The following is a 15,706-nucleotide window of genomic DNA, read 5'->3' on the forward strand; positions in this document are numbered from 1 at the left end:
TTATCCCTTCAACGATCCCTTGGTGGAGGGAACCGCATCCGGCTGGCGCGGATCGCGTTCGAGAGCAGCGCGCAGCGCGCGCGCCACCGCCTTGAAGCAGGTCTCGGCGATGTGATGGTTGTTGGCGCCATAGTGGTTGGTGACATGCAGCGTAATGCCGGCATTTTGCGCCAGCGCCTGGAAGAACTCGCGCACCAGTTCGGTGTCGAAGGTGCCGATCTTCGGCGACGAGAAGGAAACGTTCCAGACCAGGAAGGGACGGCCGGACACATCGATCGCGGCGCGCGTCAGCGTCTCGTCCATGGCAAGGTCGATCGAGGCATAGCGTATGATGCCGCGCCGCTCGCCGAGCGCCTTGGTCAAGGCCTGGCCGAGCGCGATGCCGGTGTCCTCGACCGTGTGGTGATCGTCGATATGCAGGTCGCCCTTGGCCCTGACCGTCATGTCGATCAGGGAATGGCGCGACAGCTGGTCCAGCATATGGTCGAAGAAGCCGACGCCCGTAGCGATATCCGACTTGCCGGAACCGTCGACATGGATCGACACGGAGATGTCGGTTTCCTTGGTCTTGCGGCTCGCTTCGGCGGAACGGGGCGGCATCACTCTATCCTTGTCCAGAGGTTCACATCGTGACCGGCTCAGAGGCTTCAAGCGCTCGCAGGCTTGAAAACGAAAGCCTTCTAGCAGCATGATCCGGCGATTGCCAGTTGCCTCTGGCAGCGGTATCGGCCTTGCCAGAGAGCGATTTGCAATCACCGGCCCCATGCATACATATGGCCGATCAAAGTTACTCGTACCGCGCCAATCGCCTTATCGGGATGGCGCTGCTCGGAGCCCAAGAAATGTCCAATGAACTGACCATGCACGCCACGACCATCGTGACGGTGCGCAAGGGCAACAAGGTGGTGATCGCCGGCGACGGCCAGGTCAGCCTTGGCCAGACCATCATGAAGGGCAACGCCAAGAAGGTGCGCCGCATCGGCAAGGGCGGCAATGTGATTGCCGGTTTCGCCGGCGCCACCGCCGACGCCTTCACGCTTTTGGAGCGGCTCGAGGCCAAGCTCGAACAATATCCCGACCAGCTGACGCGCGCCTGCGTCGAGCTCGCCAAGGACTGGCGCACCGACCGCTATCTGCGCCGGCTGGAAGCGATGATGCTGGTGGCAGACAAGTCAGTCTCGCTGGCGCTGACCGGCACCGGCGACGTGCTCGAGCCCGAATTCGGCGTCATGGCCATCGGTTCGGGCGGCAATTACGCGCTGGCCGCGGCCCGCGCGCTGATGGACAGCGACAAGGATGCCGAGGAGATCGCGCGCAAGGCGATGCAGATCGCATCCGACATCTGCGTCTACACCAACAACAATTTCGTCGTCGAAACGCTCGATGCCGCCTGAAGAGGTGGTGACCTATGATTTTCGGCCGGTGACGGAGAAAGACCTGCCGATGATCGCCGGCTGGCTTGCCCAGCCGCATGTTGCAGAGTGGTGGGACGATCCGGAGACGGAAATCGCCGGGATTAGCGATCATATCGACTCGATTTCCGTCGAGCCGCTGATCGTCGAGCTCGACGGCAAGCCGATCGCCTATCTGCATAGCTACGATCCGCATCTGGAAGACGACCACCCCTACGCCGACCAGCCGTTCGGCACGCTCGGCATCGACGTGTCGATCGGCGTGCCGGAGCTGGTCGGGCGTGGCCATGGCTCGGCGATCGTGCGCCAATTTGTCGAACAGCTTTTCGAGGAAGGTGTTCCGCGCGTCATCATCGACCCGGATCCCGCCAATGTCAGGGCGATCCGCGCCTACGAAAAGGCCGGCTTTGTTGCCTTTGACACCAGAACATCGGAGTACGGGCCAGCCCTGATGATGGCGCGCGACGCGACGCAGGAGCCCAATTGATCAGCGCCGAAACCCTCGACAAGGCAGTCGCGAAAGGTTTGATCTCGCAGACCTTGCGCGATCAGTTGGAGGCCATGGAACGCGCGGTCGCTCTCGCCCCCGAGGCCAGGCGCGCCGATGATGAGAGTGACGAGGAAAACCTGCGGCTGGTCGGCGGCGGCAACGATCTGTTCGTCACCGTGGGAACCGTTCTGCTCAGCGCCGGCTTCTTCTTTGTCCTCACCACCTTGCTTCCAGGCCAGACATTCTGGATCGCCGGCATCCTTGCGGTTTTCGCCTGGGGGCTCGCCGAAATCGTCACGCGTCAGCACCGGATGAAGCTATCGTCGTCCGTGCTTGCCCTGATTTTCATGGCCGCCATTCTGGCCGCTCTGGCGCTGCAAGTGGAGGCCAGCTTCGGCATACGCAAGCCGGAAACCATCTGGCAGCTATTGGCGTTGCGCCAGACGGCGTCCCGGGCCGGATATCTGTTCCTGGGCGGAGGAATAATCGCGGCGGCGATCTATTTCTGGCGCTTTCGCGTCCCCATCATTGCCGGGACCATCGCCATCGCCTTCACACTGCTTGCCTTCCTGCAAACGGCGATAATCCTGTATGACAGTGTGACAACCGGCGCGATTGCGCCGCCGCGCCTCGAGGACGTTCCCGAATTGCTTCGCGCGGCCCTTTACATGCCGCTGATCTGCGGCCTGATCGTGTTCGCAACGGGTGTCGCTTTTGACATTTACGACAGGGATCGACGCAAGATCTGGTCCGATTGCGCTTTCTGGCTCCATGTCGTCTCGGCGCCGATGCTGGTGCATCCGCTCTTTATCATGGCAACCGGCCAAAACGTCGTATTCGGACATATCGCGCCGGATGCCAATGCAACCATCATGCTGACGATTCTGATCCTTGGCTTCCTCTGTCGCGCTGGCCATAGACCGCCGTTCGCTTCTGGTTCCTACATTGGCTTACTTCGGCTCGCTGGGCATCTATTATCTGGTGAATTCCGCCTCCGATTCGACGGGCATCCCGCCTTTTGCCTTGATCCTGGTCGTTGTTGGCGCGCTGATTATTCTGTTCGGGGCCGGCTGGCAGCGTATCCGGCGGATTGTGGTCAACCCCACCTTGCCGGCGGCCGTGATCCGCCGGCTGCCGCCGCTGAAGGCGTGACAGGGCTTTGTGATGATCGAGACGGCGACGCGAAACGAGGGGGAATGAACCGATGACGACACCGGCCACGGAAAACAGCTATTCGGCCTACGAAGACAGCTGGCGGATGGGGCTTCTGCTGGTGCTTGCCCTGGTCATCTTCCAGGCCGGGGCGCTCTACGGCATGGGGCGGACGCCGATCTGCACCTGCGGCTACGTCAAGCTCTGGCATGGCGTGGTGAACAGTTCGGAGAATTCCCAGCACATTTCGGACTGGTACACCTTCTCGCACATCATCCACGGCTTCCTGTTCTATGCGCTGGCGCGGTTCCTGTTCCCGCGTTCGCCGATCGGCCTGAGGCTGGCGTTCGCCGTCTTCATCGAGGGCGGCTGGGAGCTGCTGGAAAACAGCCCGTTCATCATCGACCGCTACCGCGCCGGCACCATTTCGCTCGATTACTATGGCGACAGCATCATCAATTCGGTGTCGGACACACTGGCCATGGTGCTGGGATTTGTGATGGCGCGAAGGCTACCTATATGGGTGATCGTCAGCCTCGCCATCATCTTCGAACTCGGCACCGGCTACCTCATCCGGGACAATCTGACACTCAACGTGATCATGCTGCTGCATCCGTTCGAGGCCATCAAGCAGTGGCAAAGTGGAATTTAGTGATATGAGCACATTTTCTCCCCGCGAAATCGTTTCGGAACTCGACCGCTTCATCATCGGCCAGAAGGACGCCAAGCGCGCCGTGGCCATTGCCTTGCGCAACCGCTGGCGCCGCCAGCAGCTGGAAGGCCAGATGCGCGAAGAGGTGATGCCCAAGAACATCCTGATGATCGGGCCGACCGGCGTCGGCAAGACGGAAATCTCGCGCCGCCTGGCGCGGCTGGCCGGTGCGCCCTTCGTCAAGGTCGAGGCGACCAAGTTCACCGAAGTCGGCTATGTCGGCCGCGATGTCGAGCAGATCATCCGCGACCTGGTCGAGATCGCCATCGGCCTGGTGCGCGAGAAGATGCGTGAGGACGTCAAGGCGCGCGCCCACGTCAACGCCGAGGAACGTGTGCTGGAAGCACTGGTCGGCAAGACGGCGAGCCCGGCCACCCGCGACAGTTTCCGCAAGAAGCTGCGCGACGGCGAGCTCGACGACAAGGAAATCGAGGTCGAGGTTGCCGACACCGGCAGCGGCGGCATGCCCGGATTTGAAATCCCCGGCATGCCGGGCGCCAATATCGGCGTGCTGAACATCAACGACATGCTGTCGAAGGCGATGGGCGGCAAGAAAACCAAGATGCGCAAGACGACGGTGAAGGAGTCCTACGACCTGCTGGTCAATGACGAGTCCGACAAGCTGCTCGATCAGGACGAGGTGGTGCGCCGGGCGCTCGATGCCGCGGAAAACGACGGCATCGTCTTCCTCGACGAGATCGACAAGATCGCGGCGAGATCGGACATTTCCGGCGGGCCCTCGCGCGAAGGCGTGCAGCGCGACCTGCTGCCGCTGGTCGAAGGCACCACGGTGGCGACCAAATACGGACCGTTGAAGACGGATCACATCCTGTTCATCGCCTCCGGCGCCTTCCACGTCTCGAAGCCGTCCGACCTGTTGCCGGAATTACAGGGCCGCCTGCCGATCCGCGTCGAACTGCGGGCGCTGGAGAAGGACGATTTCGTGCGCATCCTGACCGAGACCGAGGCCAGCCTGATCAAGCAGTATATCGCGTTGATGAAGACCGAGGGCGTCGAGTTGACCTTCACCGACGACGCCATCGATTCGCTCGCCGGCATCGCCGTCGATCTCAACGCCAGCGTCGAGAACATAGGCGCCAGGCGCCTGCAGACGGTGATGGAGCGGGTGCTGGACGAAATCTCCTACGATGCGCCCGACCGCAACGGAACGAGCGTCACTATCGACGCCGCCTATGTCGAAAAGCATGTCGGCGACCTCTCGCGAAACACAGATTTGTCGCGATTCATTCTTTAAACGAAGGCGCCGGTTCATCCGGCGCCGGTTCAGGCAACAACTTCCGGCAAACAGCATCATGTGTGGCCGGATGGTATCATGCGGCCACCTTTCGTCTTGCCGGCTGCAGGGGCGCTCTCGACTCAACCGGGAGCACTCCCTAGTTTGCGCGGCAATTCTCTAGGCGCAATTCCGGACGGAAAACCGTTTCACTCTTTTCCTGGAATTGCTTGGGCGGCGGCATGAAAAAACTGATCCTGATCATTCTCGGGCCAATCATTCTCAGCTTGACGCTGGCGGCGACGCTGTTCGCGGCTGACGCGGCGGCTTTGGTGCCGGCGGGCAACCGCAATGCCGTGCAGCCCGACATACCCGGCGCCTCCAGCCGCCGCACCCAGGCCACCAACACCAGCTTCCAGGCGAAGTACCGCAAGGTCTATGCCCTGCTGCAGAACGACGCCGATCTGCGCGCCAAGATCAGGAAGGCGGCGGCCGCCTACGGCATCAGCCCCTTGCACATTGTCGGCGCCATCGTCGGCGAGCACACCTACAATGTCGATGCTTATGACCGGCTGCAGACCTACTATGTCAAGGCGATCTCCTATCTCTCCAGCAAGCTGTCCTTCGCCTATGACGGCGAGGACATCACCGATTTCGTCCAGCGGCCGGAATTCAAGAAATGCGCGGGGATGTCCGACAGCTACGATCTGTGGGAATGCCGCGAACAGGTGTGGAACCGTTCGTTTCGCGGCAAGTCGGTCGGCGGCACAAGCTTTCCCGACGACCGCTTCGGCGCCACCTTCTTCCAGCCTTATTATGCCGGCCAGACCTTCGGCCTCGGCCAGCTCAATCCGCTGACCGCCCTGCAGATGAGCGATCTGGTGCACAAGGTTTCGGGCCTGCCCAAGCTCGACGTCGGCGATCCCAATTCGGTCTACAAGACCATCATGGATCCCGACCTGACGCTGCCCTACGTCGCCGCGACGATCAGGAAATCGATCGATGCCTATAAAAGCATTGCCGGCTTCGACATTTCGGGCAATCCTGGGCTGACCGCCACGCTCTACAATGTCGGCAATCCGGAGCAGCGCGCTTATGCGTTGAAGGCGGAGAACGACAGGCGCCGCGCCGCCGGTGAGCCCGAAAAGCTGCCGGAAGAGAATTATTATGGTTGGCTGGTGAACGACAAACTGCCGGAGCTGAAGGCGCTGTTTTAGGGCTGGGGTTCAGAGCCTTTACCTCCCCCTTGTAGGGCAGGTCGGACCGAAGGTTGGGGGCGGTGCCGCACTCCCATCCCGCAGCTGCGCAGCGACCCCAAAAAAGGGGGAGCGTAAGCTCAGGCCGCCAACAACGACTTCAGCTTCACGTCCTGCGAGCCCAGCGCTTCCGGCGCCGGCTTGGCCCGCTTGGCGATCAGCATTTCGGCCAGCCTGATGTCGCGGGCGACCGCGTTGCCGGGGCCGATGCCGCTCGCCGCGACCAGCCTGCCGTCTTCAGCCAAATGGAAGAGGATGAAGGCGCCGTCGCCGAGATCGCGGCGCACAATGTTTTTGCCCTCGTCGGAGAGCCCGGCGATCTGCAGGGACAGACCATATTGATCCGACCAGAACCACGGCACCGCCGCATGCGCCTCGCCGGCGCCGAGCATGTTCCTGGCCGCCAGCGCGCCCTGTTCCTGGGCGTTGCGCCAGGCTTCCAGCCGCACCCGGCGGCCGCCATAGACGGCGAGCGGAAACGAGCAGCAATCGCCGGCGACAAAGATGTCGGGATCGCTGCTGCGCAGCTCGGCATCGACTGCAATGCCATTGTCGATCGTCAGCCCCGCTTCGGCCGCAAGCCCGGTCACCGGCACGGCGCCGATGCCGATGATCGCGAGGTCGGCTGATATCTCCCGGCCGCCGGCAAGTGTGGTGCGCACCTCGTTGCCATCGTCGGCGATGGACGCGATGCCGTCGCCGCACAGGACGTCGACACCCTCGGCGACATGCGCCTCATGGATGATTTCCGCGATCGCCGCCGGCACGCCGCGCATCAGGATGCGAGGCTGCGCCTCGATGACGGTAACCGCGGCACCGAGCTTGCGGGCCGCGGCGGCGAGTTCGAGGCCGATAAAGCCGCCGCCGATGATGGCGATACGGTTGCCGGGGGTGAGATGCGCGCGAATGGCGAGCGCATCAGCGAAGGTTCTGAGATAGACGCAGCGCGGGCCCAGGCCCGGCATCGGCAGCTTGCGCGGCGTCGAACCGGTTGCCAGCAGGAGCTTGTCGTAAGGCAGGACCGATCCGTCCGACAGGCGCACAGTATGCGCCGCGCGGTCGATCGCGACGGCCTGGACGGAATGGACATGCCGGATCGATTTCTCGGCCAGAATTGCGTCGCTGGCGATCGCCTTGATCTCGGGCGCATCGCTGGCCATCGCCTCCTTGGACAGAGGCGGGCGCTCATAGGGCAGATGCGGCTCGTCGCCGACCAGCGTCACCGGCCCCTGATAATCGAGGTCGCGCAGCGCCAATGCCGCCCGCCCGCCGCATTCGCCGGCGCCGATGATGAGCATCCCCCCCGCCATGTCAGTCATCCGATCTGGATCAGGACTTTGCCGGCATCGACCTTGACCGGATAGGTCTTGAGATTGATGCAGACCGGGGCGCCGCGGGCGTCACCCGTCTTGTAGTTGAAGCGCCCATTGTGCTTGGGGCATTCGATGATGTCATCCATCACCAGCCCGTCGGCCAGGTGCACCTTTTCATGCGTACAAAGGCCGTCGGTGGCGAAGAACTCGTCGTCGGGGCTGCGATAGATGGCGAAGGTACGGCCGCCATGGTCGAAGCGCATCACATCCTCCTCGTCTATGTCGCCGGTGGCGCAGGCCTCGACCCAGTCGCTCATTCAAGTCCTCCCAAAAGCAAAAAAGTGCGCAGCGGTTTTCCGTCCGGAATTGCGTTAAATAAACAGTCTGGATCGGATGGAAGCACGATCATTCCGCCGCGGCGGCGATAGTGTCGTTGTGGAATTCCTCGCGATATGGCCGTGCGGTCGGCGGCAGCTCGCGCTTGAGGAAATAGTCCTCGTTGCGCAGCTGGCGCAGGAAGACCGGGATCATCTCGCGGTAGCCGGCCAGGATCGACGGTGTCGCTTCCGGCAGATCGTGCTTGATCAGTTCGTGCAGCCTCGGCAGCGCATGATAGGGCACCATCGGAAACATGTGATGCTCGACATGGTAGTTCATGTTCCAGTAGATGAAGCGGCTGATCGGGTTCATGTAGACGGTGCGGCTGTTCAGCCTGTGGTCGGTGACATTGTCGGCCAGGCCGCCATGCTGCAGCAGCCCGACCATGACATGGTGCCAGGCGCCGTAGAGCCTGGGCAGGCCGACCAGCATCAGCGGCAGGAACGAATCGGTGTAGAGCGCCAGCCCGACGGTGGCGGCATAGATCGCCGTCCAGATGCGGGCGACGCGGATCGCCTTGGGCTGTTCCTGTTCTGGAATGAAGGTCTTTTCGGCGGCGCTGACGGTGCCGGCGGCGTTGCGCAGCATATCGCTCATCGCATGCCAGGCGTCGAGCAGGCCGACGAAGCCCAGCATGGCGCGAACCAGATCCGGCGGCCGCATCACCGAGATTTCCGGGTCGCGGCCGACGATGATGGTGTCGGTGTGGTGGCGCGTGTGGCTCCAGCGCCAGGTCACCGGATTGCGCATGATCATGAAGCAGGCGATCTGATAGACCGCATCGTTCATCCATTGCGTGCGGAAGGCGGTGCCGTGACCGCATTCGTGCCAGCGTGAATCCGTCGAGGAGCCGTAGAGCACGCCATAGACGAAGAAGAACGGCACGCACCACCATGTGCCCCAGAGCCAGGCGCCGCCGGCGCCGCTGACGATCAGGGCGGCGAACCAGATCGCCGTATCGCGGATCGCCGGCCCGTCGGAGCGCTGCATCAGCTCCTTCATCTGCTTGCGCGGTATGTCGGTGTGATACCACTCGGCCGCCGACAGGCCGGTCTCGACGGCGAGCTTGGCGTCGCGGCCGATCAGGCTGTAGTCACGCCGGGACGGCGCAGTGGACATGATTGCCTCCCTCGAAAGGCATCCGCCAGAGCGAATGCATGAAATCCCTTGGCTTCAGGCGTCAAAGTAACGCCGACCGATGATAGACTCAACATCATAAAGATAGTTTCTATCATTTCCCATCAGGATGATGTACGAAGGGCTCGAGCAAACCCGACGAGGCAAGCATGGTGAAGCGGCCGACAATATCCGATCTGGCGCGCATCTCGGGCGTCAGTGTCGCCACCGTCGACCGCGTGCTGAACAACCGGCTGCCGGTGCGCGAAGAGACAGCGCGCCGCGTCTACGAGACCGCTACCGACATCGGCTACCACGCCGCCGGCCTTATCAAGCAGCGCATGCGCCAGGAGTTGCCGGAGTACCGCCTGGGCTTCCTGCTGCTGCGGGGCAATGATGCCTTCTACGGTGACTTCGCGCGGGAACTCGAACTGGCCATCTCGCAATCGCAGCGCTTCCGCGGCGTTGCGAGCATCGATTTCGCCAGCTCCCTGGCTCCCGACGAGATCGCCTTGCAGATGCGCAGGCTGGCGGCGAAATCGAGGGCCATCGCCGTTGTCGGTCCGGACCATCCGACCCTGACAGCCGTCGTGGAAACCTTGAAGGCGAGAGGACAGCCGGTCTTTTCGGTGCTGTCCGACTTTGCCGCCGGCATCCGGGAGGGCTATATCGGCCTCGACAACCGCAAGGTCGGGCGCACCGCCGCATGGATGATATCCAAGGCAGCCAAGCGGCCCGGCAAGGTCGCCCTCTTCGTCGGCAGCCACCGCTTCCACGGCCATGAGCTGCGCGAGATCGGCTTTCGCTCCTTCTTCCGCGAGCATGCGCCGGAGTTCAGCGTGCTTGAAACGCTGGTCAATCTGGAAGCCAACCAGGTGACCCATGACGCGATGATCGATCTTCTGGCGCGCTATCCGGATCTTGCCGGCTGCTACGTCGCCGGCGGTGGCATGGAAGGCGCGGTCTCGGCGCTGCGGGCAGCGAAGCCCGCGACCATGCCGGTGGTCGTCTGCAACGAGATCAACGCCGAGTCGCGCGCGGCGCTCGCCGACAACATCCTCACCATGGTGATCTCGACCCCGCTCGCCGCTTTATGCCGTGAGCTCGTCGACCTGATGGCGCATGCCATCGAAACCGGCGCCGCCAACGCTCCGGGCCAGACCTTTCTGCCCTTCGACATCTATCTGCCGGAAAACATCTAGCCAGCCGCCACGCAAGGCGCCGAGGCAAATGATAGAATCCATCAGAGCGATGCGTAAATCGGCCCGCAGGCCGCGGAATCGCCCTTGACGCCCCGATGTGAAATGGAATAAATATTTCATCATCTGTATATTTTGGTTCTTTCGTTCCGGAATATCTGTTTCAAACAGAGGGTTTGACGTTCCAGCCAACGGCAAGCGTCACCCGGAATAGAAACGACATCAGGGAGAGATTCCCCGGGGAGATCGGGGATTCCGGATAAATCGGTGAAACCGGACACCAATATGTGGAGGAGAAACACAATGAAGAAATTGATTTTAGGCGTCGCCTTCGCGGCGCTGATGAGTTCATCCGCCCTGGCCGCCAAGGTTGGCGTGTCGATGGCCAAGTTCGACGACAACTTCCTGACCGTGCTGCGCAACGGCATGATCGAGCAGGCCAAGGGCATGAGCGGCGTCGAGCTGCAGGTCGAGGACGCGCAGAACGACGTTGCCAAGCAGCTTGACCAGATCAAGAACTTCGCCGCTTCGGGCGTCGAAGCCATCATCGTCAACCCGGTCGACACTTCGGCCACGCAGGCGATGTCGGATGCCGCCGCCGCAGCCAAGATCCCGCTGGTCTATGTCAACCGCGAGCCGGTCAATGTCGACACGCTGCCCGACAACCAGGCCTTCGTCGCCTCGAACGAAGCCGATTCCGGCACGCTCGAGACCAAGGAAGTCTGCCGCCTGTTCAAGGAAGCCGGCAAGAAGGAAGCCAATGTCTATGTGATCATGGGCGAGCTTTCCAACCAGGCCGCCGTGCAGCGCACCAAGGACATCGACGACGTGATCGCGACGCCGGATTGCAGCTTCATCAAGATCATCGACAAGCAGACGTCGAACTGGAACCGCGACGAGGCGCAGAACCTGATGACCAACTGGCTTTCGACCGGCAAGCCGTTCGATGGCGTCATCGCCAACAATGACGAAAGCGCCATCGGCGCCATCCAGGCGATGAAGGCCGGCAACATCGACATGAAGGCGGTTGTCGTCGGCGGCGTCGATGCCACCCAGGACGCGCTGGCGGCCATGCAGGCGGGCGACCTCGACGTAACCGTGTTCCAGGACGCGGCCGGCCAGGGCGCCGGCGCTCTCGATGCGGCGCTCAAGCTCTCCAAGGGCGAGAAGGTCGAGCACAAGGTCTACGTGCCCTTCCAGCTGGTGACACCAGCCAACATCGACAAGTTCCTGAAGAAGAACTGAGCCGCCAGCGGTTCGATACGGAGCGGCGCTCTCGATCAAGACAGCGCCGCTCCCCTCTCTCCCTCAGCGCCGGCACGGCGCGAGGGCGACCGCGGCTGATGGAGGACAGAATACGTGGCACAGACATCTCATGGCGTCGGCGGCGTCGGTTATGATGCGAAGAAGCGCACATGGCCGGCCGAGTTCAATGTTTTCCTGGCCCTGGTCATTCTCGTCGTCATCTTCGAACTGATCGGCCGCATCTTTCTCGGCGACAGCTTCCTGTTCAACACACGCAGCGATGTCGGCGGCATCTTCAACGAAGCGCGCCTGCAGATCATCATCCTGCAGGTGTCGATCGTCGGCATCATCGCCATCGGCGTGACACAGGTCATCATCACCGGCGGCATCGACCTGTCCTCGGGCTCGATCGTCGGCGCGACCGCCATGATCGCCATGAGCTTCGCCCAGGTGGCGACGGTCAACGGCAACCCCAATCCCAAGGCGATGTTCCTGGCGCAAGGCTGGACCGACCTGCCTGTCATCGTGCCGCTGCTGGTGGCGATCGCCTGCGGCCTCTTCGCCGGCCTGGTCAATGGCGCGCTGATCGCCTACACGCGCATTCCGCCGTTCATCGCCACGCTCGGCATGATGGTGACCGCGCGCGGCATCGCCAAATGGTGGTCCAAGGGCCAGCCGATCTCGTTTCCCACCGAGAGTTTCGCCAGCATCGGCAAAGGCCTGATGCCGGTCGTCATCTTCCTGTCGCTGGCCATCCTGTTCCAGCTGATCATGACCTATACGAGGTACGGCAAGCACTGTTACGCGATCGGCTCCAACGAGGACGCCGCGCGTATGTCCGGCATCAAGATCGCCAATCACAAGATCCTGGTCTACGTCATCGCCGGCATTCTCGCCGCGCTCGCCGCCGTGGTGCTGAGCTCCAAGAACCTGACCGCGCAGTCCGGCATGGGCGTGATGTACGAACTCGACGCCATCGCCATGGCGGTCATCGGCGGGGTCTCGCTGTCGGGCGGCCGCGGCTCGATCATCGGCACGGTGATCGGCTCGCTGATCTTCGGCGTCATCATCTCCGGCTTCACCTTCCTGCGCCTCGACGCCTACTACCAGGAGATGGTCAAGGGCGTGATCATCGTCGGTGCGGTGGTTCTCGACCAGTGGCGCCAACGCCTGCGGGCAATGAGGGCATGACCATGTCAGACATCGTCCTGAAGACCGAAAACCTGACCAAGCGCTATGGCGGCGTGCATGCGCTGGAAGGCGCGAACTTCGAGCTGCGCAAGGGCGAGCATATCGCCATCATGGGCGACAACGGCGCCGGCAAATCGACCTTCGTGCGCCAGATCACCGGCGTCGAGCAGCGCACCAGCGGCCAGATCTGGTTCGACGGCAAGGAAGTGAATTTTGCCGGGCCGATCGAGGCCCGCACGGCGGGCATCGAGACCGTGTTCCAGAATCTGGCGCTGGCCGACGATCTCGACGTGCCGTCGAACCTGTTCCTCGGCCGCGAGAAGGTTTTGTTCAACCTCGGCCCGTTCTCGATCCTCGATCGCAAATACATGCGCAAGGCGACCGAGGCGGCATTGGTCCGCACGGCGGTGAAGATCCCCAATCTGTCCAACACCATCCGCCACATGTCGGGCGGTCAGCGCCAGTGCGTGGCGATCGCCCGGACCGCGACCTTCGCCTCCAAGCTGATCATCATGGACGAGCCTACCGCCGCCCTTGGCGTGCAGGAGACCGCGCAGGTCGAAAACATCGTGCGTACGCTGAAAGACAATGGCGAGCCGCTGATCCTGATCAGCCACAATATGCGCCAGGTGTTCGATCTCTGCGACCGCATCGTCGTGTTCCGGCGCGGCCGCATCGTCGCCAATCTGCGCAAGGAGAACACCGACGGAAACGATATCGTCTCCTACATCACCGGCGCCAAGACCGGGGAGGCGGAACTCGCGGCCTAAAACAGGATGGTCATCCTGTTTTCTGGCGCGCTCGAAAAATAGCCTTGCCACCTTTCCCCAAAAGCAAGGTGCGGACAACTCTCTCCAACCCATTCCCCAGAGGAAATACCCATGACCGTTCGCTTCGCTCTCCTCGGTGCCGGCCGCATCGGCAAGGTCCACGCCCGTGCCGTCGGCTCCAATCCGCAGGCCAAACTGGTTGCGGTTGCCGATGCGTTCGAGAAGGCGGCCACCGAACTGGCCAGCGCCTATGGCGCCGAGGTGCGCAGCATCGAGGACATCGAGAAAGCCGGAGATATCGACGCCGTCATCATCTGCACGCCGACCGACACCCATGCCGATCTGATCGAGCGCTTCGCCAAGGCCGGCAAGGCGATCTTCTGCGAGAAGCCGATCGACCTCGACGTCAAGCGCGTCGAGAAATGCCTGGCCGTGGTCGAGAAGACCAAGGCGACGCTGATGGTCGGCTTCAACAGGCGCTTCGATCCACACTTCGCCGCCGTGCGCAAGGCGATCGACGACGGCGCCATCGGCACCGTCGAGATGGTCACCATCACCTCGCGCGATCCCGGCGCGCCGCCGATCGACTACATCAAGCGTTCTGGCGGCATTTTTCGCGACATGACCATCCATGATTTCGACATGGCGCGCTTCCTGCTCGGCGAAGAGGTCGTGGCGGTCAGCGCCCATGCCTCGGTGCTGGTCGACAAGAAGATTGGTGATGCCGGCGATTTCGATAGCGTCAGTGTCATCCTCGAAACCGCTTCCGGCAAGCAGGCCGTCATCTCCAACTCGCGCCGCGCCACCTATGGCTACGACCAGCGCATCGAGGTGCACGGCTCGAAAGGCATGGTCGCGGCCGAGAACCAGCGCCCGGTGTCGATCGAACTGGCCAACGAGAAGGGCTATACCCGCCCGCCGCTGCACGACTTCTTCATGACCCGCTATCTCGACGCCTATGCCAATGAGATCGCTGCTTTCATCGCCGCAGCGACGTTAGGCAAGAAGGCCGCGCCGAGCGGCGCGGACGGACTGGTGGCGCTGAAACTGGCCGACGCAGCGCTGAAATCAGCGACGACCGGCAAGACCGTCCGTCTCGACAAGTAAGAGAACCCTTAGGAAAAACCACAGGAGCAGAGCGATGAGCGCATCAGCCGATCGCAATTCACAGACACGCGCCATCGTCACCGGCGGCGCGCAAGGCATTGGCTTTGCCGTCGCCGAGGCCTTGGCCGATGAGGGCTGCCGGGCACTGGCGCTCATCGGCCGCTCGCAGGAGAAGGGCGACAAGGCTGTCGCCCATTTCAAGAAAGCCGGCGTCGATGCCATTTTCATCAGCGCCGATGTGTCAAAAGTGGCGGACTGCAAGCGCGCGGTCGCCACCGCGATCTCGCATTTCGGCACCGTCAACGCGCTGGTCAACGCCGCCGCCACTTCGGCGCGCGGTTCGCTGGTCGAAACCTCCGAAGAGTTGTTCGATACGATTTTCGATACCAATGTGCGCGGCCCGTTCTTCCTGATGCAGGGCGTGGTGGCGCATCTCCTTGAGAAGAAGGCGCCCGGCTCGATCGTCAACGTGCTGTCGATGTCGGCGCATACCGGCCAGTCGTTCCTGACGCCCTATTCGACCAGCAAGGGCGCGCTGATGACGCTGACCAAGAACGTCGCCAATGCCTATCGCTACAACCGCATCCGCTGCAATGCGGTGCTGCCCGGCTGGATGGACACGGAAGGTGAGGACATCGTGCAGAAGAAGTGGCACGACGCGCCGGACGACTGGCTGGCGAAGGCCGAAGCGACGCAGCCGATGGGCCAGTTGGTCAAGCCGGACCAGCTTGCCCGTCTGATCAGCTACATGGTCAGCCCGCAGTCCGGTGTCATGACCGGGTCGCTGGTCGACTACGATCAAAGCATTGCGGGGGCGTCACCGGAGTAACGCCGGCGAGTCTCAAACGCCCATCACTTCGTCATCCACGGGCGGAGCAAGGAGCGTAGCGACGCAGCGCAGACCCGAGGATCCATGCCGCGACTTCTGAGCGTTGCTGCGGTGCGGAATTCTGCTCCGCTGCACCATTCGGCCAAAGTCACGGAATGGATCCCAGGGTCTCCGCGACGGAGCTTCGCTCCTGCTCCGCCCAGGGAGGACGAAGTTTGGGTGCTTCGGCCATCCCGAATTGTCTCCGCATCAGGGCACGTGACAAGTGCCTCCGCATCGACTATATGAGCCTCATGATCAAC

General features: G+C 62.5%; 15 protein-coding genes and 1 pseudogene. 12 read left to right on the forward strand and 4 right to left on the reverse strand.

Features of this window, described 5'->3' with window-relative positions:
* A complete protein-coding gene (gene hisB, locus MESCI_RS02400) occupies positions 1-600 on the reverse strand; it encodes an imidazoleglycerol-phosphate dehydratase HisB (protein ID WP_013528350.1) in 600 nt (199 codons plus the stop codon).
* A 242-nt stretch (positions 601-842) separates the two neighbouring features.
* Here hisB and hslV point away from each other — a divergent pair, with 242 nt between their 5' ends.
* From hslV to MESCI_RS02430, 6 genes and pseudogenes are all read left to right on the forward strand, one after another.
* Complete coding sequence (gene hslV, locus MESCI_RS02405; RefSeq protein WP_013528351.1) at positions 843-1,394, forward strand: ATP-dependent protease subunit HslV; 552 nt, start codon at positions 843-845, stop codon at positions 1,392-1,394.
* Positions 1,384-1,899 (forward strand): GNAT family N-acetyltransferase, encoded by a 516-nt coding sequence (locus MESCI_RS02410; RefSeq protein WP_013528352.1) that lies wholly within the window; start codon positions 1,384-1,386, stop codon positions 1,897-1,899. Before hslV ends, MESCI_RS02410 begins: the two co-directional genes overlap by 11 nt.
* Positions 1,896-3,110: a hypothetical protein gene (locus MESCI_RS02415; protein ID WP_013528353.1), complete on the forward strand. Its 1,215-nt coding sequence runs from the start codon at positions 1,896-1,898 to the stop codon at positions 3,108-3,110. Before MESCI_RS02410 ends, MESCI_RS02415 begins: the two co-directional genes overlap by 4 nt.
* Positions 3,107-3,706, forward strand: a complete 600-nt coding sequence (locus MESCI_RS02420) for a DUF2585 domain-containing protein (RefSeq protein WP_013528354.1) — start codon at positions 3,107-3,109, stop codon at positions 3,704-3,706. The genes MESCI_RS02415 and MESCI_RS02420 overlap by 4 nt, the downstream gene beginning before the upstream one ends.
* Before the next feature lie 4 nt (positions 3,707-3,710).
* Positions 3,711-5,021, forward strand: coding sequence for an ATP-dependent protease ATPase subunit HslU (gene hslU, locus MESCI_RS02425; protein WP_013528355.1), 1,311 nt, complete (start codon positions 3,711-3,713; stop codon positions 5,019-5,021).
* 168 nt (positions 5,022-5,189) lie between these two features.
* Positions 5,190-6,217, forward strand: a pseudogene (locus MESCI_RS02430) (DUF1402 family protein).
* A gap of 119 nt (positions 6,218-6,336) precedes the next feature.
* Here the strand turns inward: MESCI_RS02430 and MESCI_RS02435 are convergent.
* The 3 genes from MESCI_RS02435 to MESCI_RS02445 all read right to left on the reverse strand — a co-directional run bounded on the left by MESCI_RS02435 (position 6,337) and on the right by MESCI_RS02445 (position 9,066).
* Complete coding sequence (locus MESCI_RS02435; protein ID WP_164919837.1) at positions 6,337-7,575, reverse strand: NAD(P)/FAD-dependent oxidoreductase; 1,239 nt, start codon at positions 7,573-7,575, stop codon at positions 6,337-6,339.
* Positions 7,572-7,886, reverse strand: a complete 315-nt coding sequence (locus tag MESCI_RS02440) for a Rieske (2Fe-2S) protein (protein WP_013528358.1) — start codon at positions 7,884-7,886, stop codon at positions 7,572-7,574. The genes MESCI_RS02435 and MESCI_RS02440 overlap by 4 nt, the downstream gene beginning before the upstream one ends.
* Before the next feature lie 88 nt (positions 7,887-7,974).
* Entirely contained in the window at positions 7,975-9,066 is a 1,092-nt protein-coding gene (locus MESCI_RS02445) for a fatty acid desaturase family protein (protein ID WP_013528359.1), read from the reverse strand.
* A gap of 167 nt (positions 9,067-9,233) precedes the next feature.
* On the opposite strand from MESCI_RS02445, the gene MESCI_RS02450 reads away from it, so the two are divergent.
* From MESCI_RS02450 to MESCI_RS02475, 6 genes are all read left to right on the forward strand, one after another.
* Positions 9,234-10,265, forward strand: coding sequence for a LacI family DNA-binding transcriptional regulator (locus tag MESCI_RS02450; protein WP_013528360.1), 1,032 nt, complete (start codon positions 9,234-9,236; stop codon positions 10,263-10,265).
* Between the two features lie 300 nt (positions 10,266-10,565).
* A complete protein-coding gene (locus tag MESCI_RS02455) occupies positions 10,566-11,507 on the forward strand; it encodes a sugar ABC transporter substrate-binding protein (protein WP_013528361.1) in 942 nt (313 codons plus the stop codon).
* A 114-nt stretch (positions 11,508-11,621) separates the two neighbouring features.
* On the forward strand, positions 11,622-12,698 hold the full coding sequence (locus tag MESCI_RS02460) for an ABC transporter permease (RefSeq protein ID WP_013528362.1): 1,077 nt from the start codon (positions 11,622-11,624) through the stop codon (positions 12,696-12,698).
* A 2-nt stretch (positions 12,699-12,700) separates the two neighbouring features.
* Positions 12,701-13,468 (forward strand): ATP-binding cassette domain-containing protein, encoded by a 768-nt coding sequence (locus MESCI_RS02465; RefSeq protein WP_013528363.1) that lies wholly within the window; start codon positions 12,701-12,703, stop codon positions 13,466-13,468.
* Positions 13,469-13,579: 111 nt separating this feature from the next.
* On the forward strand, positions 13,580-14,575 hold the full coding sequence (gene iolG / locus MESCI_RS02470; protein WP_013528364.1) for an inositol 2-dehydrogenase: 996 nt from the start codon (positions 13,580-13,582) through the stop codon (positions 14,573-14,575).
* 34 nt (positions 14,576-14,609) lie between these two features.
* Positions 14,610-15,404 carry an SDR family oxidoreductase gene (locus tag MESCI_RS02475; protein ID WP_013528365.1) on the forward strand — a complete coding sequence of 265 codons (795 nt, stop codon included), beginning with the start codon at positions 14,610-14,612 and terminating at the stop codon, positions 15,402-15,404.
* The last annotated feature ends 302 nt before the right edge of the window (positions 15,405-15,706 follow it).

It is taken from the genome of Mesorhizobium ciceri biovar biserrulae WSM1271 (assembly GCF_000185905.1).
Classification (GTDB): domain Bacteria; phylum Pseudomonadota; class Alphaproteobacteria; order Rhizobiales; family Rhizobiaceae; genus Mesorhizobium; species Mesorhizobium ciceri.

Bases quoted from the DNA above. Each gene is read 5' to 3' on its own strand.
- hisB (WP_013528350.1), bottom strand. From the start codon at position 600: ATGCCGCCCCGTTCCGCCGAAGCGAGCCGCAAGACCAAGGAAACCGAC.
- hslV (WP_013528351.1), top strand. From the start codon at position 843: ATGTCCAATGAACTGACCATGCACGCCACGACCATCGTGACGGTGCGC.
- MESCI_RS02410 (WP_013528352.1), top strand. From the start codon at position 1,384: ATGCCGCCTGAAGAGGTGGTGACCTATGATTTTCGGCCGGTGACGGAG.
- MESCI_RS02420 (WP_013528354.1), top strand. From the start codon at position 3,107: ATGACGACACCGGCCACGGAAAACAGCTATTCGGCCTACGAAGACAGC.
- hslU (WP_013528355.1), top strand. From the start codon at position 3,711: ATGAGCACATTTTCTCCCCGCGAAATCGTTTCGGAACTCGACCGCTTC.
- MESCI_RS02435 (WP_164919837.1), bottom strand. From the start codon at position 7,575: ATGACTGACATGGCGGGGGGGATGCTCATCATCGGCGCCGGCGAATGC.
- MESCI_RS02440 (WP_013528358.1), bottom strand. From the start codon at position 7,886: ATGAGCGACTGGGTCGAGGCCTGCGCCACCGGCGACATAGACGAGGAG.
- MESCI_RS02445 (WP_013528359.1), bottom strand. From the start codon at position 9,066: ATGTCCACTGCGCCGTCCCGGCGTGACTACAGCCTGATCGGCCGCGAC.
- MESCI_RS02450 (WP_013528360.1), top strand. From the start codon at position 9,234: ATGGTGAAGCGGCCGACAATATCCGATCTGGCGCGCATCTCGGGCGTC.
- MESCI_RS02455 (WP_013528361.1), top strand. From the start codon at position 10,566: ATGAAGAAATTGATTTTAGGCGTCGCCTTCGCGGCGCTGATGAGTTCA.
- MESCI_RS02465 (WP_013528363.1), top strand. From the start codon at position 12,701: ATGTCAGACATCGTCCTGAAGACCGAAAACCTGACCAAGCGCTATGGC.
- iolG (WP_013528364.1), top strand. From the start codon at position 13,580: ATGACCGTTCGCTTCGCTCTCCTCGGTGCCGGCCGCATCGGCAAGGTC.
- MESCI_RS02475 (WP_013528365.1), top strand. From the start codon at position 14,610: ATGAGCGCATCAGCCGATCGCAATTCACAGACACGCGCCATCGTCACC.